Origin of the sequence: Shewanella sp. BF02_Schw, from assembly GCF_014596695.2 — a bacterium.
GTDB lineage: Bacteria > Pseudomonadota > Gammaproteobacteria > Enterobacterales > Shewanellaceae > Shewanella.
Genome location: NZ_JABKAW020000001.1, coordinates 1694286 through 1714260, shown reverse-complemented (window position 1 = coordinate 1714260; position 19975 = coordinate 1694286). Strand labels below are relative to the sequence as shown.

Genomic DNA, 19975 nt, shown 5'->3' with positions numbered 1-19975 from the left:
TAGCCTGTACTTTAACTCTCCCCATAGTGCTAAGGCTTACCGTTTTATCAATTATCGTATAATCCTATGTTGTTTGGGGTTAATAACAGGATTTTATATGACTCCCTCAGCATATAGTGACGCAGCAACTTCTGACGCCGCTCCAACATTTTTCGATCAACAGACGCTACACCAATTGTTGCAGCAACAATTTGGTTTTACTGAGTTCAGAGAAGGCCAACAAGCCGTTATTGAAACCATTTTGGCCGGTCATTCTGCGTTAGCTATATTTCCTACGGGTTCAGGTAAGTCCTTGTGTTATCAGTTTTGTGCCCAACAGTTACCCAACCTAACCTTAGTTATTTCGCCTTTGCTGGCTTTAATGAAAGATCAGCTGGCATTTTTAGCCAGTAAAGGCATCGCCGCCGCCAGTATTGATTCAAGTTTAACTTATGAACAAACGCAACAAGTGATGCGCGATGTACGAGATCAACGTACACGAATTTTAATGGTGTCAGTTGAGCGTTTTAAAAATGAGCGTTTTAGGCAATTTCTTAAGTCAGTCCCTATTTCGTTGCTGGTGGTTGATGAAGCGCATTGTATTTCAGAATGGGGACACAATTTCAGGCCTGATTACTTAAAAATCCCTCAATATTGCCAAGAATTTTCAATCCCTCAAAGTTTGTTATTAACAGCGACGGCAACTGAGCAAGTTAAATTGGATATGGCTAAACGTTTTGGTTTGATACCAGAGCAGGTGGTGCAAACCGGTTTTTATCGGCCGAATTTAGATTTGTCTGTTGTCGCGGTTAATCAGCAACAAAAGCTCACTCAGCTCGCGTATACCGTTAAAAACTATCAAGGTGCTGGCATAGTATATGTAACCCTACAGAAAACCGCTGAGGACGTTGCTGCGCATTTAATCAGTCAAGGGATCAATGCTGCTGCGTACCATGCAGGTATGGATCAAACTGTTCGACAACATATTCAACAACAATTTATGCAGAACCACATTCAAGTGATAGTGGCGACTATCGCTTTTGGCATGGGCATTGATAAATCCGATATTCGATTTGTTATCCATTTTGATTTACCTAAGTCGATTGAAAATTACAGCCAAGAAATCGGTCGAGCAGGGCGTGATGGTTTGCTAGCCCATTGTGTGACGTTAGCAAATTTAGACGGATTAAATACTGTTGAAAATTTTGTTTACGGTGATACACCTGAAGCAGATAATATAGGTCAATTATTAGGCATTATTGCAGCTGAAACCGAAAGTGGTCGCTGGGAAGTACAAGAAACGCCATTGTCCACAGCATGTAATATTCGTTCATTGCCGTTGAAAACATTATTTGTGCAGTTAGAACTTTTAGGCGTGATCCGCCCAAGCTATGCTTATTTTGCTGAATTTAAATATCGGTTTGTGGAAGACCAGCAAGCCATCCTCAGTCGGTTTAACGATCAGCGCCAGCAATTCTTGAGTCAGGTATTTGCCCATACGCAGTTTAAAAAGGTGTGGGGACAACTTGATTTTGACAGTTTATATCAACAACATGGTTGTGAACGACAACGAGTTGTTGCGGCATTAGACTATTTAGCTGAACAGAATTTGATAATTCTTGAGACAAAAAAAATCACTCAAGTGTATGATGTACAACAGCAGGCATTAGCGACACCGCAGCAATTACAACAATTGACCCAGCAACTCAGTCAATATTTTAGTGAGAATGAACATAAAGAGATTGTGCGGATTGGTAAGCTAGTCGATTTTTTTGAACTTGATCGTTGTTTAAGTGCAAATTTAGCTCACTATTTTGATGACCACTCGGTGCCACAAGTATGTGGTCACTGCAGCGTTTGTCGTGGGCAAATTGCCGTCTTATCCAAACAGGCTGTGGCTCCGTTACCAGACTCGGCCACAGTGACAACATTGCTTGAACCGTTAATTTTAGTGGCTCGAGCAAAATCGTTACCCACTCCAACCATTGCCACGCAGGCTAAATTTCTTGCTGGTATGATAATGCCAATGTTTAGTCGTTTGAAAGTTAAACAACTAGATGGCTTTGGACGTTTTAGTGCTTATCGATATCAAGATATTCTGGATACTGTTAAGAAGGTAAATTCATGAAACCGGTTCCTAAAATACTGTTAGAGCGACACGGTGAGTTAATACAAAGTGAAGGCGTGACGGTGGTGTCCCATATTCAACGGCAAGTTGGAGAATGGGTGGTTCAAACGTTAATGATTAAAGATTGCGATGTGCCATTTAAATACAAGCGACCTCAGCGTTTCAAGAGTTTGTTAGATCATAAAGTCAATTTAATTTACTACCCGGCAAAAGAAGTCGTAGGTGGATTTGAAATTGAAATAATGCAAGTGGTTAGGGTTCGCCGTTACTAATTCTAATCGATTAAGCTCAGCACACGATTGTCTCGGTGTGCTGAGTATTAAGAGTGGATCATTTGAGCTTTTCTCAATGTGATTCAACAATTGATGTGCCATTTTCATATCACGTTTCCAAGCATGGCAATATCGTCGCTTAGCCATTGTACAAGTGTAGTATCATCTCCCGCATCAATCTGCTCGACTAACGTCATTGCGCTTGCCACCGCCAACCACATTGGCCGTTAGGCAGGGTTCAAGTAACCCAAATCAAATACCCATAAATCGTCAACAGATTAACAAGGTAGCCCGAGAATAAAGATAAACTCTTTGCGTCTAATCATTATTGGCCACTAAACACAAACTCGCTCGCAGTTTTCCACACTCTATATCGTAAGTCGGTGCCTTCGGGTAAATAAAACACTTTAGGTTGACGGCTGTCATAGCGTAATGTCAGTGCTTCATTAAGCACGATAAACTCAGCTGATTTAGCGTTAGTGCACATCATTTTGGTTGTCGGACCTTGCATCACTTTTTCGACTAGGTAATAGACATATCCCCAGCCGGCTAATGATACTTTGTCAATGTCACCGATGAGCTTGGTCTTATTACAATCGACGATTTGATTTTGACCTATTTGCACTTCAAACATGTAATCTTGCTCATTTTTCAGTTCAGGCAAGGTCAGTACATGTTGTACCATGCCCTCAGTGGGGGCAGGATACATTTTACTGGCTCGTTGCGGCTGATATTGACTGACATCCATAACCGTAGTGTTAATTTTCAGGGTGTTCAGATAATGATTGTCAACGGGACTGGTAGCTCGCGATCCAAACGAGATGACACCGGCACAGATGACCGTAACCGTCATCACGAATTTTATGGTATCAGTAACACTGATTCGTTTCATATTCTGTCCTTTTAAAATACATGTAATACCATCTCGCATAAAACGGCATTGTATTGTTCGTATGCACACACAAACGCTAAGGTATAGTGTGTACTTCTCACAATTAATCCCAGAAAAAGAGGCCAAATCGTCTTTTACTTACCAATTGCCTTGTGCATATAATTCATAGCAGGTTTGGCATCAAACAATCCAGCTTAACCTTATTTACTCGCTCTTTCGTCAGAGTTGTATGAGTTAGTTAGTGTAAACGCTGCTTGGCATGAAAAGGGTTAAAATGATTATTTTTTATTTACGCTTGTTTATTGGACAACATCAATAATTGAGTTTAGTTCATAAGTATGACATAACATACTGATAACCTTTGACACATTGTATTTATTAATAAGGTATCGCCTTCGATGCATAATACCCAAAATCTTGAACAAACCTCGCATATACTGCATTTAGCGTTACCTAAAATGGCAGACTTAGCTATTCCTGTCACGCCAGAAAACTATGCTATTTGGTTTGATTATTTTGCTGAGAGTAACCTTAATCTAAAACGCGCAATTGACGGTTTAATTGCTAATGGTGTTCAATTTACTCCCGAAGTTAATTTAGGTTTATACAATCGATTTATTGAAGAACAATCACCAGAAATTATTGAAAACGTCCAAATCGAAACTCAAATTCTGATTAACAGCTTACTTAATAAGATTGAGCAGTTAAATGTTGGCACGGAATCTTTTTCATCTAACCTCAATCAATTTGGCGAAAAGCTGCAAACAAATCCTAATGCTGATGAGCTCAATCTTATCGTTGGTTCCATTGCCGCCGAAGTTGATCAAGTCATTGCTAATAATCGCCAAATGTCTGCGAGTCTCGAGTCATTATCTGAAGAAGTTGCTAACCTTAAAGACGAAATGGAAAATTTGAGTAAAGTGGCTATGACGGATGAACTTACATCGTTAAAGAACCGCCGCTCTTATGAGCTGTTTGCCGCAGAGCAGATGACCAAGTTTGTCGACACTCAAACGGTATGCAGTTTGTTGATGATTGATATTGATAATTTTAAGATGTTTAATGATACTTTTGGCCACTTAATTGGCGATAAAGTGTTGGCTTATGTGGCTTTAGCCATGAAAAATACTGTTAAAGGCGATGATTTGGTTGCTCGCTATGGTGGTGAAGAGTTTGTGGTAATGTTACCCAATGCCAAGCTTATCGATGCCGTAAACGTGGCGGAAAAAATACGTGAAAGAATTGCATTAAAACAGCTTTCTATCGGTAAAGAAAAGAAACAAAACCTGGGGCATATTACCGTTTCTATTGGAGTAGCCACTATTCAAACGGGTGATGATGTAGATACCTTATTATCGCGGGCTGACGAACAACTTTATATTGCAAAAGCTGCCGGCAAAAATTGCGTCAAATTTGGTTAACATTAATCGGTGGTTTTACGGTGTGATGCTCTTTTAATTTGCTTGTTTACTGTAACAAATGTTTGCAGTAACCAATGTTTCGGTAACCAATGTTTGATTTAAAAACGTTAAGCCCACAACGAATCAACTTTTTAGCGGTTGACCCATGTGGGCTTATGTTTATCTGCTGTTGATTACATTTAACACAACCAAAATGTTATTGCGCTTTAGGTTGTAAATCCATGTGCATCTTTATCAAATGTTCTTCCATATCAAATGATACGGTAAACCCAAGTGACTTGGCGAGGTTGGCCATACTGCGGTTTTCAAACATGGTAAAGCCCGTTAAATACAGTGTATTGTTGGTTTTATAGTAAGCAATCAGTTTTTCCAGTAATAACTTGCCTAAGCCAATCCCTTGATAATTACTGCGAACCGCCATAGCAAACTCGGCTTCGGTATTATCTGGGTCGATAGACGCTCTCACAGCCCCTAACGTTAGCTCTTCACCATCCTCTGTCATTGTCGTCGCAATAAATGCCATCTCACGCGAATAATCAATTTGCGTTAATACTGCCATTTCTTCATGGGTCATGCGTGATCGCACTCCAAAATAGCGCTTGTATCTGTCTTCATCACTTAACGAATTATCAAAATCTAAGTGTTTAGGCTCATCTTCTGGCAAAATAGGCCGTAACATTATCTCAAGACCATTTTTTAACGTGGTAGTTTGTTCTAATTCTTTTGGATAGGGCAAAATCGCTAAACGGTTAATGTTGTCTTGCGGGGTGGCATGAAGCCGCATATTGACATCTAACAAGGTTATTTTCTCACCCGCGGCCAAAACAGGATTAATGTCTACTTCGGCAATTTCAGGACAATCAATAATTAAGTGAGATATTTGAGTCAGCATCACGCATAAAGCATTCATGTCTAGACCGAGTGGCAAATGACGGTCTCGCAGCTTATGGGTTTTAAGTGCTTGAATCACCATATAACGAGCCAGTGCCATGTTTAACGGTGGCAGTGCAACCGCAGCGTCGCGTGTTGGGTCCCATTCGGATCCACCTTCACCTAAACAGATTGCCGGACCAAATACTGGGTCATTAATTACCGACACCCTAATTTCTTGTGCACCTGCGGTTAATGCCATTTTTTGAATAATTAATCCGTCAATTTTGGCTGAAGGATTAGTTTGATGCACCCGGTCAATAATAGAGTGGGCGGCGTGACTGACATCTTCATCAGAGGCTAAATTTAGCACTACACCGTGCACATCAGATTTATACAACAAGTCTGGTGATTGCACTTTTAACGCCACAGGATAACCGACCTGGTTGGCGACATTAACCGCTTCATCAACATCTTTTACAAATCGAGTTTCAATAGTGTTGAGTCCGTAAGCCCGCAAAATATCCACGGCTTGATGGGTTTCAACCACTGTTTGACCATTATCCAAAGCGCGTTGTAATAATAGTCGTGCCGCTTTGCTGTCAGTCGGAATATTATCAGGTATCGACTGCGGTACTTCTTGGAGTAGCTTTTGGTTACGACGGTATTCGACCATGTGCATAAATGCTCTTACGGCACCTTCAGGGGTTCGATAGGTCGGAATGCCAGCTTTGGTAAACCGTTTACGGGCCAAATAAGCTGAGTCTTCACCGCTCCAATTGGTGAGCATATTGATTCTATTGCGGTTAGGGTGTTGATTGATTGTGTCGATAATACTGTTAGCAATATCAACACTTTCACCTAATACCGATGGTGAATGTAGCACCAAGATAGTGTCAGTATCGTTACTGCTCATAAGTACTTTTAATGTATCTGCATAGCGTTGGCTGTCTGAATCACCAATCATGTCGATAGGATTTTGTTGTGACCAAGTATTGGGTAAAATAGCATTCAGTTCAGCGACGGTTTTTTCTGACAATTGTGCCAGTTTGCCACCTTTAATAATCAACTCATCCGCGGCCAATACAGCAGGGCCGCCGCCATTACTCATAATGACTAATCGTTCACCTTTTAATGGGGTCGAATGAGCAAGGCTTTCTACCGCAGCAAATAATTCAATTAAATCATTTACTCTTAACATACCGGCACGTCTAAAAGCGGCTTCATAAACGGCATCGTTGCCACCAATACCACCAGTATGGAGCATTGCGGCTTGCACACCTTCACGGCTGCGACCTGATTTAATCACAAAGATGGGTTTATTGCGTGAGGCAGCGCGAGCGGCAGATAAAAAGTGACGTTTTTCGTTAATGGAATCGATATACAGCATGATAGCGCTGGTTTTACTGTCGCGGCCTAAATAATCGAGTAATTCATCAAAGTCGATATCGGTGGCATCACCGAGTGAAATAAACGACGAAAAGCCAATACCTTTGTTGTTGGCCCAATCGAGTACCGTGGTGCAAATGGCTGCTGATTGCGACACAAATGCAATTTTGCCTACGTTGGCTCCTGCGTGCGCTAAACTGGCATTGAGTCCAATAGGCGGTAAAATCATTCCCAAACTATTGGGGCCTAATAAGCGCATTCCGTATCGTTTAGCATATTGTTTGGTGAGTTCAAGTAAATTATTACCTTGCTCGTCAGTTTGCGATGCCATGCCAGAGGCCATAATAATCGCAACTTTACAGCCAAATTGAGCCAAACGTTCAACAATACTGGGCACTCTTAAGGCGTTGGTGCAAATAATGGCTAAATCAGGTTTGATCGGTAATGCTTCAATATTGGGGTACGCCAATACACCCATTACTGCGGTGTATTTGGGTGTGACAGGCATTATTGGCCCAGAAAAACCGCCTGATAGCAGGTTTTTCATGATTGCTTTACCTGCACGCTTATTGCCGTTAGATGCGCCAATGACTGCCACCGAAGTGGGTTTAAAGAGTGCATTAATGCTGCGTTGACTCATAAAATGTGACCTTAGCTGGCTGGCAATAAACACGGTTGTTAACACTAGATTAGCATAATATTTTATCGAATAACGATAAAGAGATTATTTTAACAGACGGGCCATTTTATGAATAAAACCAATTACTCACTTAATCATTGGTAATCAATTATCTCATCAAAAAAAACATCGATAGACTCGATTTCAGAGCATTGTCTCGGCCATAAAAATGCAATAAAAAAGGGCCATTTAGGCCCTTTGTCATTGTCGGTGTTATTGCTGCTTTAATGCTGTTCGGATACAGATATCGTAGACGAAGGAGCAGGGACGTAAATATTGATGACCTTGCGGATCAATGCTTTACCGTCTTCAATAGCAATATACAAACATGGAATGAGACATAAAGTTACCACAGTCGCAAACAACACCCCAAACGCTAATGAAACAGCCATTGGGATTACCATTTGAGCTTGCATACTGGTCTCAGCCATAATCGGCACTAGACCAATGAATGTTGTCAATGAGGTAAGCATGATAGCTCTAAAGCGTCGGCAACCTGCATTGAGCACGGCTTGTTTCATCGGCACACCCGCTTTGCGGGAGTTATTGACATAATCCACCATCACTAGTGAGTCATTCACCACAACACCAGCAGCGGCAATAATACCAAACATCGATAGCACACTTAAATCGATGCCTAAAATGATGTGTCCCATTACGGAACCGATAACCCCAAACGGAATCACCGACATAATCATAATAGGTTGAATATATGAGCGCAGTGGAATAGCCAACAAGCTATAAATCAGCAACAGCGATAAAATAAAGTCACGCATTTGTGTATCGGCGCTGTCTAATTGCTCTTGAATACTACCAGACACTTCACTGTGGACGCGTGGATACTTAATCAGCAACTCTGGCATAAAGTTATCACGGATATCTTTAGCCAATTTAAACGGTTCAGTTTGATCTGCATCTACATTGGCCCACACGTTAATGGTTCGGTTACCATTTTCGCGGCGGATACTGTTTACGCCTTGCACGACCTTGATTTCCGCAACTTCAGATAAGGGTAACTCTGCACCTTGTGGGGTGTTAATCATCACATCTTGTACCAATGCAATTGAGTTACGCTGCTCTTCAGGGTAGCGCAGCATCACTTTGATTTCTTCGCCATTACGAATGATACGTTGTGCTTCAAGACCGTAAAAACTATTACCCACCTGTGAGGCGATATTGGCTAAGGTTAAGCCCAATGCATTGGCCAATGGCTTTAATTGGAACTGCACTTCTTTGGCACTTGACTGGCGGCTGTCGTTTACGTCGCTGACGCCTTTAAGTGAATTTAGTTTGGCTTTTAGAGCTAATGACGCTGCAACCAACTGACTTTCATCTTTACCTTCAAGCCTAAAGCTAATGTCACCGTCTTCACGACCGCCACCCATTAAACTGTCTTGAACGCTAAACGATTTAACCCCAGGAATTTGTGGCATTGCTTTGCGCCATAAGTCTGCTAAAGCAAAGGTATCCATTGGTCTGAGTGATGGATCGACCAATTTAGTCATCACTTCAGCCGTTGTTTGCCCTTTAAGATCGACCTGCATGTCAGAAATCATTTTCTGGCCATATTGCTGCTCAATCTTTTTATCAACATCATATAATGTCTGCTCTATGGCCAGTGCGGCCGCGAGCGTCGATTTTTCTGATGCATCAACGTTCATTTCAACGGTGACTCGAGGAAAGTCGTGTGGAATTTTTGGTTGACCGATAAAACGAACCAAACCGCCCATATAGAGCCCAACACATACTAAGATCAAGCTAATAAACAACATGATGACTGCGTAACGATACTCAACCGCTAATTCAAGGGAAGGGCGATAGATAGACTTAATAAATTTCGTTAAACCGCGATCAATTTTACCTTGAACAAAATTAACCCCATTACGTAACCAATCTAATGGATTTTTTGAACCAGGTTTAACAATGGTTGGTTTTTTCATGTGCGCCAAATGCGCAGGCAAAATCAACTTTGATTCTATTAATGAAAACAATAAACATAAAATAACGATAAAACCGATTGCTTGCCCAAATGCTGATGATGGGCCATCGTCCATGGTTATCGGTAGGAAAGCGGCAATCGTGGTCAGTACCCCGAATGTAGCTGGCATAGCGACTTTTTTAACGCCACGGATAACGCTGTCAATACTTTGGCCGTGTTCTTCTGACTCACTGTGGGCACTTTCGCCCATCACAATGGCATCGTCGACCACGATCCCCAGCACTAAGATAAAGGCGAACAAGCTGATAACGTTAATGGTCACATCAATAAATGCCATTGGCATAAACAATAGGGTACCGAGGAAACATACAGGCAGCCCCATCATCACCCAAAAAGCCAATCGAACTCGCAAGAACAAAGCCAGCATGATAAACACTAATATCGCACCACTTTTCATGCTGTCGAGCATCAGTTGTAAACGGCCATCCAAGTAGTAAGTCATGTCTACCCAAGGTTCAAGTTTTACACCTTGTGGTAATATTTTTTGCTGTTTATCGACAAAGCTATTAATGGTATCTGCCACATCAGTAATACTTTGATTTTTACCCGCGCCAATGAAAAAGGTAACTGAATTTTTACCATTAAATTTAGAGTATTGAATACCTTCTTCAAAGCCATCATTTACGGTGGCAATATCACCTAATAATATTTTGGTACCATCATCTAGTGTCAATAAAGGCAGCTGTTCAAACTCGTAACCCACATAGGCTTGATTCTGAACGCGTAAATTGATGTAACCATTTTCTGCTTTGATTTGGCCTGCAGACATATTGCGTGAATAGCCGCGAACAGCCTCAGCCACATCATTAAACGTTATCCCAAACTCACGTAAACGGTCTTTACTGACTTCAATACCAATTTCATAACTTAAGCCGCTATAATATTCGCTAATGTTGACCCCAGGCAATTGCATGATTTCATCATTAATGCGCTCGCCTAAATCTTTGAGTTGTTTTTGATTTAAGTCACCATAAAGGCTTAAATACATTACTTCTTGGCGAAACTTAATCCGTTCAACTTTTGGAGGCTCCATGCCGCCTGGAAAGGTTGAGATGGAGTCAATTTCAGACTTAACCTCTTCAAGTACGACTTGTGGATCGTATGAGTCTTCAACCTGAAAATATCCCTGCGCTATATTACGATTCGAATAGGTAATAACCCTTTTTAAGCCTTGAACGCTTTCTAAAGCTTGTTCAATTTTAATGGTAATGCCTTCTTCCACTTCTTGTGGTGCAGTACCTGGGTAAACGGCGCTAAATTGAATCCAGTTAACTTCAACGGCAGGGAAGAACTGTTTACGGATTGTATTGGCGGTCAACAGACCACCGAGTATGATAATGATCATCAACAAGTTTGCCGCAACGCTATTGCGGGCAAACCAGGCGATAATTCCTTTATTAGTATCGTCCATGATGTTTATTTACCTTCCATCGCAAGTTCAGTTTGTTCTGTTTCTACTGACTCATCTTGTAAGATTTTATCTTCAGGCAGAGCAAGTTGCATACCTTCTAACGGGTAATCAAGCGCTGATGTTATTACTTGCATTCCTGATTCAAGACCTTCGGAAATCACGACATTCGCGCCTTCTTGGCGAATAATGTTAACAGGTTTATAGCGTAAGGTTTTGTCGCTATCCATCACAGCAACTAAACCATTTACAATCAAATGACGCGGAATAATGGCCACATTACCGGCATTACTGCCTTCAACATAGGCGGTAACATAGGTGCCAAATCGTAATTCATTTTTATCGCTATTGAGTCCGTATGGATCGTCTATTTCGGCAACCAGGTATGTCATCCGGCTTTTGCTGTCTACCACGCCTTCACTGCGAACAATTTTTCCTATCCACTCTTGTTTGCTTCCGGCAAAGTTGCCCGCTAATCGTACTTCAGCATGAGTGCCTTTTTTATCCAAATATTGCATTTCTTTATCGGCTAGCGGTAAGCGAATTTCTGCTGTATCAGTATTGTAAACATGACCAATTTTGCTGCCAGTGGTGACGTATGCGCCTAAACCGATTTCACGGCTGGATATGAGTGCATCATACGGCGCGCGGATAACCGTACGCTCTAAATCGCGTTGTGCACGTAATAAACCCGCTTCAGCACTTTTTAGTTTGGCTAATTCTTGTGCTAATTGCGGCTTGCGCAAACTAAGATCAGTTGGCTTACTGCTGGTTATTTCGGCCCATTCACGTAAGGCAACTTCAGCATTGGCTCGTTCTTGTACCATGTTGGCTTTAGACGAGGCGATGTTTGCTTGAGCATCTAATAATCCAGCTTCATAGTCACTGGGATCAATTTTAGCTAAAACATCACCTTTTTTAACAAAGCCACCTTTGACGAATTTATCGGCTAAATAAATAATTTCACCACTGACTTGTGCGACGAGTTCGGTGTCGTATTTTGCCGCGACAACACCGTATGAACTGACAGAAAAAGTCATCGGTTTATATTCAAGTGCTTCAACCGACACTAAAGGGGTGGTATCAACTGCAGGCTTTTCTTCAGGCGGTTTTTTTAGTGCAGCAATGCCAACTAAACCGGCTATTCCAATACCTAATACTATGATGGGTAATATTATTTGTTTTTTAGTAGCCACAATGCTTCCTTTTTATAATCCGATATTTTTGCAGTAAGTTCATTTCATACCGCCAATAGTCTTTTTTCTACTGTATATGTTAATCGATATGTTTAGTGTTTGTTGTTTCATTGTGTAAACTTGTGTGTCAACTACTTGCATGTGATCTCATGACATAAAACCTTTAGGGAACAGATATTGTGCAGATTGAAAACACCTCTAGATTACAACTGTCATTAATGACTCTTAATGACAGCGCACTATTATTTGAACTAGACCAAGATGAACGAGTCATGCACTTTCTTAATGGCGGCAATAAAACCACTCAGCATCAGATAGATACGATCATGTTACCTAGATTGGCTCAATATTTAAATCCGCCAAAAGGTTGGGGATTATGGAAAGTCCATGCGCTCGATTGTGACGCCAATGACCAACACGGGTTAAGCGGCGAGTATTTAGGCTGGGTATTAGTCAGACCGATGCACTTTTTTACCCAAGCACAACCGCATAACTTAGAGTTAGGTTGGCGGTTTAAGCATATTTGTTGGGGTAAAGGGTATGCTACAGAAGCTGCCAAAGCGGTCATGGATGCTGTCAGTGAGCCTGATGACGTGACTCATGTGAGTGCGATAGCAGTAGAGGAAAATATTGCCTCAATTGCGATTATGAAAAAACTCGGTATGACGTTTCAACATAAAAGTATTCACCGCGATCCTTTAGGCGATACTGAAGCAGTGTTTTATCAAAAAGCGGTGTAATGTTTTTTAAGGCAATAAAAAAAGCAGCCTGAGCTGCTCTTTTGTTGTATTACATACTGTCGATTACTTTTTAGCGTCTAAATAACGCTCAGCATCAAGTGCAGCCATACAACCCGTACCGGCAGAAGTGATGGCTTGACGGTAATGTTGATCCATCACGTCGCCACAAGCATAAACACCTTCAATACTGGTTTGAGTCGCATTGCCTTGTAAACCACTGTTTACTTGTAAGTAACCGTGATTCATTTCTAATTGACCAGCAAAAATACCAGTATTAGGGCTGTGACCAATCGCAATAAACACACCAGCGACTTCTAAATCGGTCACTGAACCATCTTTAGTGCTTTTCTTCTTAAGCCCAGTCACACCCATCTCGTTACCAGTGACTTCTTCAAGTGTTTGGTCTAGGTGTAAAATGATATTACCGTTCGCAACTTTATCCATTAAACGATTGATCAGAATTTTTTCTGAACGGAAGCTGTCACGACGGTGAATTAAGTGAACTTCAGAAGCTATATTACTTAAGTAAAGTGCTTCTTCAACTGCAGTGTTACCACCACCAACCACCGCAACTTTTTGGTTACGATAGAAGAAACCATCACATGTTGCGCAGGCAGAAACACCACGGCCCATGAATGCTTCTTCAGACGGGAGGCCTAAATATTTAGCCGATGCGCCAGTAGCAATAATGAGTGCATCACACGTAAACTCGCCGTTGTCACCTTTTAAGCGGAAAGGTCGCTCAGTTAGGGTCACTTCGTTGATGTGATCAAAAATAATTTCAGTATCAAACTTCTCAGCGTGCTTTTGCATGCGTTCCATTAATGCTGGACCAGTTAAGTCTTCAGCATCGCCTGGCCAGTTTTCTACTTCAGTCGTAGTGGTTAATTGACCACCTTGCTGCATGCCTGTGATCATCACAGGATTTAAATTTGCACGCGCAGCATAAACAGCAGCGGTATAGCCAGCAGGGCCAGAACCTAAAATTAGTAGGTTAACGTGACGAGCTTCACTCATGATTTTGTTCTCCGATAACATGCCTTAAGCAATTTGCATGGGATTGTATGGAATTTACTACTGCGGGTAAAGTGAAGTTGAGTGCAGGAAATCGATTGAGCTAATCTATTGTGTAAATATTCCGTTTCAGGTGAGGTAATGATACACATTAACTCGCTTGAAACGGTTACTTGTCGTTCAACGAACGATTGATTTTTTGTTAGGTTTAGTAAACCAAGTGACAGGTTGGTAAATTATTTTTTTCTAAATAATTCTGGTGGTATTCCTCGGCAATGTGGAATGTTTGTATCGGTACAATTTCAGTCACAATATGACGCTGTCCCCATTTACCGCTTCGTGCTAATGCCAGCTTTGAGCTTTCAGCTTGGGCTTTTTGCTCTTTATCGTGAAAAAAAATCGTGCTGCGATATTGAGTACCAATGTCACCGCCCTGCATATTCAGCATGGTTGGGTTGTGATTTTTCCAAAAAGTGTCCAACAAGTCGTCGTAACTGACGATTTCTGGATCAAACTCAACTTGAACCACTTCTGCGTGACCAGTTGAACCCGTTTTCACTTCTTTATATGTGGTCGCACTGTCTTTGCCACCCATGTAGCCACACGTTGCGTTACTGACGCCGTTAATTTCACGGAAAAAATATTCAACACCCCAAAAACAGCCTGCACCAAATGTTGCTAACGCCATGACATACCCTTAAAACAAATTATAGAAGTCTAGATGGCTACAATTGTGTTGAATATTGTGTAGTTTTGCAAGCAAACTTTTATTAATAAATAAATCTAACATATGCCACCAATAAAATAGCGTTTGGCTATGATAGAATCCGCGACAATAGGCAGTAATAGTTAACATCGTTTTACGTCAAAGTTAACTACGCCATATAATAATGAGACAAGGAGTTGATAGTGTTATCTGACCTGATGATAAACCATGATTTTTTAGCCTATACCTTAGCCAATCCAAATCAATTACCTGAAGCATCTGATTTTATGTTGGCAGATCATACCCGTGTAGATGTATGGGATACGGGAGTGATTGTATTTACTCCGGCTAATGCAACCAAAGATATCGTGCTGTCTTGTGCTGTGCACGGTAATGAAACTGCGCCGATTGAAATCTGTAATCAACTCATTAAAGATTTGCTCAGCCAACGCATTATTGCCAAGCAGCGTGTGATGTTTTTAATTGGTAATCCGGCCGCGATTATCAATAAAACCCGTTTTATTGATGAAAACATGAATCGTCTATTTAGTGGCGCGCATTCTAAAGGCGAGGGCTTAAGCCATCCAGAGCGTCATCGTGCAAAAGCGTTAGAGCAATACGTGGCAGACTTTTTCAATGCCAATAATGACAATCAACGTATTCATTACGACTTACATACTGCTATTCGTGCTTCTAAGCATGAAAAGTTTGCCATATACCCATACCGTCCTGGCCGTGCTTTTAGCGGTGAACAAATTATGTTTTTGGCGGCATGTGGCGTTGATACTATGTTGTTTCACCACGAACCAACAACAACGTTTAGTTACTATTCGTCAGAGCAATTCCAAGCAGATGCTTTTACAGTGGAATTAGGTAAAGTGATGCCATTTGGCCAAAACGACATGAGTCGTTTTGCACAAACTCAAACTATGCTTGAAATGTTGATTACTGAAACTGAGTTAGCACCTGTTGAGTTCGACCCTAGCAAGGTCAACTTGTATAAAGTATCGCGCTCTATTAACAAGCACTTTGATGATTTTGAATTTAGCTTTGCTGGTGATGCAGAAAACTTCAGTGCCTTTAGTCAGGGCGAGGTGTTAGCGACAGAAGGCGGTAATTCAATCACTGTTGAATACCCACAAGAAGCCATTGTATTTCCCAATGCAAATGTGCCCATTGGGCAACGCACAGTGTTATGTTTAGTACCCGCGTTGAACGAAACTATTATCTAGTCGTAAAGCAATATATACATGTCAATCGCGAGTAAAATGCGTTTACAGTGAGAGTAAGTATTGATAGGTAGTTTACGTTAACGTAATGTCTACTCGCATAGTATAAATAGAGCCATGTTTATGTTGAACATGGCTCAACAATAACAAGAGCATAATATGAGCAACGCACCACTGACCAATGAAACAGTGCACCGTGTCAGCTTCTTAGACAAAGCGTCATTGCACATCCCCATTTTGCGTATTTTGCAAGCTGATGGCACCACTTATGAAAGTGCGGTTCTACCAGTAATCGACAAGGCTCTGGCCGAAAAAATCTTTGATACCTGTGTTTTTACACGCGTATTAGACGAGCGTATGTTGGGTGCCCAGCGTCAAGGACGGATTAGTTTTTACATGACCTGTACCGGTGAAGAAGCCTCAATTATTGGCAGCACAGCCGCGCTTGATAAAGACGACGTCATTTTGGCTCAATATCGTGAGCACGCCTCATTGCGTTATCGCGGCTTTACGACTGAACAATTTATGAATCAAATGTTCAGTAACGAGAAAGATCTAGGTAAAGGTCGCCAAATGCCGATTCATTACGGCAGCCGTGAACTCAACTACCAAACTATTTCATCACCTTTGGCAACTCAAATTCCACAAGCCACAGGTGTTGCTTATGGCATGAAATTACAAGGCAAGCGTAACGTCGCCATTTGTTATTTTGGTGAAGGCGCAGCATCAGAAGGTGACTTCCATGCTGGTTTGAACATGGCTGCAGTGCTTAAGTCTCCGACCATCTTTTTCTGTCGTAACAATGGTTATGCTATTTCAACCCCTACAGAAGAGCAATTTGCCGGTAACGGTATTGCGAGTCGTGGAGTTGGGTACGGTATGCATACCATTCGTGTAGACGGTAACGACATGCTAGCGGTGTTAGCTGCCACGCAACAAGCTCGTGCCCACGCACTTGAACATAATGCTCCAGTATTGATTGAAGCGATGACGTATCGTTTGGGCGCGCATTCTTCATCAGACGATCCATCTGGTTATCGTTCAAAAGAAGAAGAAGCCAAATGGCAGCAACACGATCCAGTAAAACGTTTTAAGTTATGGATGGTCAATAAAGGCTGGATAACTGAAGCCGATGAAGCCAAGTTATTTGAACGTTATCGCGAAGAAGTGCTAGCAGCAGTTAAAGTGGCTGAAAAGTTACCTATTCCGAAACTAGATGAAATTATTGAAGATGTGCTTGATAAACCGACCCCAGCATTGAGAAAACAGCTTAAAGAGCTGAAAGAACACATTGCTAAGTATCCAAAAGCCTATCCAAAAAGCGCAGGGAGACTCTAAACCGTGGCTCAAATGAATATGTTACACGCCATCAATGAGGCGTTATCAATAGCCATGACTGCCGACGAGCGCATGGTGATTTTTGGTGAAGACGTTGGCCACTTCGGTGGGGTTTTTCGCGCGACTTCTGGTTTACAAGAGCAGTTTGGTCGCGACCGTTGTTTTAACACGCCGCTAACTGAACAAGGTATTGCTGGTTTTGCTAATGGCCTAGCATCTTATGGCATGACTGCTGTTGCAGAAATTCAGTTTGCTGATTATATTTTTCCGGCATTCGATCAAATCGTTAATGAATCGGCAAAATTTAGATACCGCAGTGGTAATCAATTTGATGTGGGTGGGTTAACCTTCCGCACACCATACGGTGGTGGTATTGCCGGTGGACATTACCACTCTCAATCACCTGAAGCCTATTTTACCCAAACGCCTGGTTTAAAAGTGGTCATTCCGCGTAATCCAGAACAAGCTAAAGGGTTGTTGCTGGCGTCTATTCGCGATCCAAACCCGGTGATTTTCTTTGAACCTAAACGTTTGTACCGCGCATCTGTTGGCGAGGTTCCAGCCGGTGACTACGTTATCGAATTAGGCAAAGCACAAGTGGTTAAGCAGGGCAGTGATATTACTGTTCTGGCTTGGGGCGCACAGATGGAAATCGTCGAAAAAGCCTGCGAACGTGCCGAGAAAGAAGGTATTTCATGTGAAATTATCGACTTACGCACTATCGCGCCATGGGATGTTGAAACTATCGCAAAATCAGTGACCAAAACAGGTCGTTTACTGATTAACCATGAAGCGCCATTAACCGGTGGTTTTGCTGGTGAAATTGCGGCAACCATTCAGCAAGAATGTTTCTTATCGCTTGAATCACCGATCAGTCGTGTGTGTGGATTAGATACGCCTTATCCATTGGTGCATGAAAAAGAATACATGCCAGATGAGTTAAAGACCTTCGAAGCCATCAAGGCCACAGTGTCGTTTTAGGAGTAAGGTATGATTAAAGATTTTATTTTACCCGACATCGGCGAAGGTGTGGTGGAATGTGAATTAGTTGATTGGTTAGTTAGCGAAGGTGACATTGTCACTGAAGATCAACCGATTGCAGATGTAATGACAGATAAAGCCTTAGTGCAAATTCCGGCGCCGCATGCTGGAAAAATTACCAAGCTTTACTACGCCAAAGGTGAAATCGCCATTGTGCATCAACCATTGTACGCAGTAGAAATGGATGGAGATGACAACGATAGCGTCATTGAAGCCCCTGTAGCTGCCATGACACCGGTTAACGATTCAGCTGTTAACAACAGTAATGCTGTTACGGCCACAACCAGCAGTCAGTCAAACATTGAAGAGTTCTTATTGCCTGATATCGGTGAAGGGATTGTTGAATGTGAATTGGTTGATTGGTTAGTCGAAGAAGGCGATATCGTCGTTGAAGATCAACCCATCGCTGATGTGATGACCGATAAAGCCTTAGTGCAAATCCCGGCCATGAAAGCCGGTAAAATTGTCAAACTGCATTATCGTAAAGGTCAGCTTGCTAAAGTGCACTCACCTTTATTTGCCATTGAAGTAGAAGCTGAAGTTAATGCTCCGTCAGCTCCTGTTGAAGTGGTTGAACAAGCACAAGCAGCTGCGCCACAAGTTAACCTTGAACCTGTTGCACAAGGTAAAGCTTTAGCTAGCCCAGCCGTTCGCCGCATGGCACGCGTACTGGACATTAATATCGCTATGGTTGTTGGCACAGGCAAAAATGGCCGAGTTTACAAAGAAGATATTGAACGTCATCAGCAAGGTGGTCATGCCACTCAAGCTGCAGCAAGCACAACGCCAGTGTCGTCAACGAGTCAAGATAATGCTCAAGCTGGCAGTTCTGTGAATAGCGGCATAGTGAGTAATGTAACGGCGAACGATCGGGTTGAACCTATCAAAGGCGTCAAAGCTATTATGGCGAAAATGATGGTTGAGTCAGTATCGACTATCCCTCATTTTACTTACTGTGAAGAGTTTGACCTTACCGAACTCGTTGCCTTACGTGAAAGCATGAAGCAACGCTATTCAACTGACGAAGTGAAGCTGACCATGATGCCATTCTTTATGAAGGCCATGTCATTAGCGATCACAGAATTTCCGATATTAAATAGCCAAGTTAATGCAGATTGTACCGAACTCACTTACAAGTCTCGTCATAACATTGGTATGGCCGTTGATTCAAAAATGGGTTTATTGGTACCGAATGTTAAAGACGTACAAAGTAAGTCTATTTTGGATATTGCTGCTGAAATTTCACGCTTAACCACCGCCGCACGCAGTGGCCGTGTGTCGCCAGCAGATTTGAAAGACGGTACCATTTCGATTTCTAATATCGGCGCATTAGGCGGTACCATAGCAACGCCGATTATTAACAAGCCGGAAGTGGCCATTGTGGCGTTAGGTAAATTACAAATACTGCCACGCTTTAATGCTAAAGGTGAAGTTGAAGCGCGTAAAATTATGCAAGTAAGTTGGTCTGGCGATCACCGCGTTATTGATGGTGGCACCATTGCTCGCTTCTGTAATTTGTGGAAACACTACCTAGAGCAACCACAAGAAATGTTATTAGCCATGCGCTAATGATGATTAGTGTTAATTGCACTATCTTATCCAAAAGGACGCTAACACGTCCTTTTGTTTTAAGTGGCTTTTTCGTATAATACTCGAACAATGTAAATCGATTGG

General features: G+C 41.9%; 14 protein-coding genes. 8 read left to right on the top strand and 6 right to left on the bottom strand.

Going from position 1 to position 19975, the window contains the following annotated elements; translation table 11 throughout:
- The first annotated feature begins 97 nt into the window (after positions 1-97).
- Together HNW13_RS07565 and HNW13_RS07560 are read left to right on the top strand one after the other, a co-directional pair.
- Positions 98-2107, top strand: coding sequence for a RecQ family ATP-dependent DNA helicase (locus HNW13_RS07565; RefSeq protein ID WP_192114857.1), 2010 nt, complete (start codon positions 98-100; stop codon positions 2105-2107).
- Positions 2104-2379 carry a hypothetical protein gene (locus HNW13_RS07560; protein ID WP_011637386.1) on the top strand — a complete coding sequence of 92 codons (276 nt, stop codon included), beginning with the start codon at positions 2104-2106 and terminating at the stop codon, positions 2377-2379. Before HNW13_RS07565 ends, HNW13_RS07560 begins: the two co-directional genes overlap by 4 nt.
- A gap of 325 nt (positions 2380-2704) precedes the next feature.
- On the opposite strand, the gene eco is transcribed toward HNW13_RS07560, so the two are convergent.
- On the bottom strand, positions 2705-3271 hold the full coding sequence (eco, locus tag HNW13_RS07555; protein ID WP_192114858.1) for a serine protease inhibitor ecotin: 567 nt from the start codon (positions 3269-3271) through the stop codon (positions 2705-2707).
- Positions 3272-3669: 398 nt separating this feature from the next.
- Between eco and HNW13_RS07550 the strand changes: the two genes are divergently transcribed.
- On the top strand, positions 3670-4692 hold the full coding sequence (locus HNW13_RS07550; protein ID WP_192114859.1) for a GGDEF domain-containing protein: 1023 nt from the start codon (positions 3670-3672) through the stop codon (positions 4690-4692).
- Positions 4693-4888: 196 nt separating this feature from the next.
- Here the strand turns inward: HNW13_RS07550 and HNW13_RS07545 are convergent, their stop codons facing one another.
- The 3 genes from HNW13_RS07545 to HNW13_RS07535 all read right to left on the bottom strand — a co-directional run bounded on the left by HNW13_RS07545 (position 4889) and on the right by HNW13_RS07535 (position 12233).
- Complete coding sequence (locus HNW13_RS07545; RefSeq protein WP_101088362.1) at positions 4889-7591, bottom strand: acetate--CoA ligase family protein; 2703 nt, start codon at positions 7589-7591, stop codon at positions 4889-4891.
- A gap of 263 nt (positions 7592-7854) precedes the next feature.
- Positions 7855-11040 carry an efflux RND transporter permease subunit gene (locus tag HNW13_RS07540; protein ID WP_192114860.1) on the bottom strand — a complete coding sequence of 1062 codons (3186 nt, stop codon included), beginning with the start codon at positions 11038-11040 and terminating at the stop codon, positions 7855-7857.
- A gap of 5 nt (positions 11041-11045) precedes the next feature.
- Positions 11046-12233 (bottom strand): efflux RND transporter periplasmic adaptor subunit, encoded by a 1188-nt coding sequence (locus tag HNW13_RS07535; protein ID WP_059744931.1) that lies wholly within the window; start codon positions 12231-12233, stop codon positions 11046-11048.
- Between the two features lie 179 nt (positions 12234-12412).
- Here HNW13_RS07535 and HNW13_RS07530 point away from each other — a divergent pair, with 179 nt between their 5' ends.
- Complete coding sequence (locus HNW13_RS07530; RefSeq protein ID WP_162023052.1) at positions 12413-12973, top strand: GNAT family N-acetyltransferase; 561 nt, start codon at positions 12413-12415, stop codon at positions 12971-12973.
- 63 nt (positions 12974-13036) lie between these two features.
- Here the strand turns inward: HNW13_RS07530 and trxB are convergent, their stop codons facing one another.
- Together trxB and msrA are read right to left on the bottom strand one after the other, a co-directional pair.
- Positions 13037-13990, bottom strand: coding sequence for a thioredoxin-disulfide reductase (gene trxB / locus HNW13_RS07525; protein ID WP_101088358.1), 954 nt, complete (start codon positions 13988-13990; stop codon positions 13037-13039).
- 205 nt (positions 13991-14195) lie between these two features.
- A complete protein-coding gene (msrA, locus tag HNW13_RS07520; protein ID WP_101088353.1) occupies positions 14196-14675 on the bottom strand; it encodes a peptide-methionine (S)-S-oxide reductase MsrA in 480 nt (159 codons plus the stop codon).
- A 221-nt stretch (positions 14676-14896) separates the two neighbouring features.
- Between msrA and astE the strand changes: the two genes are divergently transcribed.
- From astE to HNW13_RS07500, 4 genes are all read left to right on the top strand, one after another.
- The gene (astE, locus tag HNW13_RS07515) at positions 14897-15925 is read left to right on the top strand and encodes a succinylglutamate desuccinylase (protein ID WP_192114861.1); all 1029 of its coding nucleotides are present in this window, start codon (positions 14897-14899) and stop codon (positions 15923-15925) included.
- Between the two features lie 156 nt (positions 15926-16081).
- The gene (locus tag HNW13_RS07510; protein WP_162023054.1) at positions 16082-17260 is read left to right on the top strand and encodes a thiamine pyrophosphate-dependent dehydrogenase E1 component subunit alpha; all 1179 of its coding nucleotides are present in this window, start codon (positions 16082-16084) and stop codon (positions 17258-17260) included.
- A 3-nt stretch (positions 17261-17263) separates the two neighbouring features.
- Entirely contained in the window at positions 17264-18241 is a 978-nt protein-coding gene (locus HNW13_RS07505) for a transketolase C-terminal domain-containing protein (protein WP_011637397.1), read from the top strand.
- A 9-nt stretch (positions 18242-18250) separates the two neighbouring features.
- Complete coding sequence (locus tag HNW13_RS07500) at positions 18251-19870, top strand: dihydrolipoyllysine-residue acetyltransferase (RefSeq protein WP_101088349.1); 1620 nt, start codon at positions 18251-18253, stop codon at positions 19868-19870.
- The last annotated feature ends 105 nt before the right edge of the window (positions 19871-19975 follow it).

Coding starts and splice junctions, on each gene's coding strand:
- HNW13_RS07565 (WP_192114857.1), top strand. CDS start 98: ATGACTCCCTCAGCATATAGTGACGCAGCAACTTCTGACGCCGCTCCA.
- HNW13_RS07560 (WP_011637386.1), top strand. CDS start 2,104: ATGAAACCGGTTCCTAAAATACTGTTAGAGCGACACGGTGAGTTAATA.
- eco (WP_192114858.1), bottom strand. CDS start 3,271: ATGAAACGAATCAGTGTTACTGATACCATAAAATTCGTGATGACGGTT.
- HNW13_RS07550 (WP_192114859.1), top strand. CDS start 3,670: ATGCATAATACCCAAAATCTTGAACAAACCTCGCATATACTGCATTTA.
- HNW13_RS07545 (WP_101088362.1), bottom strand. CDS start 7,591: ATGAGTCAACGCAGCATTAATGCACTCTTTAAACCCACTTCGGTGGCA.
- HNW13_RS07540 (WP_192114860.1), bottom strand. CDS start 11,040: ATGGACGATACTAATAAAGGAATTATCGCCTGGTTTGCCCGCAATAGC.
- trxB (WP_101088358.1), bottom strand. CDS start 13,990: ATGAGTGAAGCTCGTCACGTTAACCTACTAATTTTAGGTTCTGGCCCT.
- msrA (WP_101088353.1), bottom strand. CDS start 14,675: ATGGCGTTAGCAACATTTGGTGCAGGCTGTTTTTGGGGTGTTGAATAT.
- HNW13_RS07510 (WP_162023054.1), top strand. CDS start 16,082: ATGAGCAACGCACCACTGACCAATGAAACAGTGCACCGTGTCAGCTTC.
- HNW13_RS07500 (WP_101088349.1), top strand. CDS start 18,251: ATGATTAAAGATTTTATTTTACCCGACATCGGCGAAGGTGTGGTGGAA.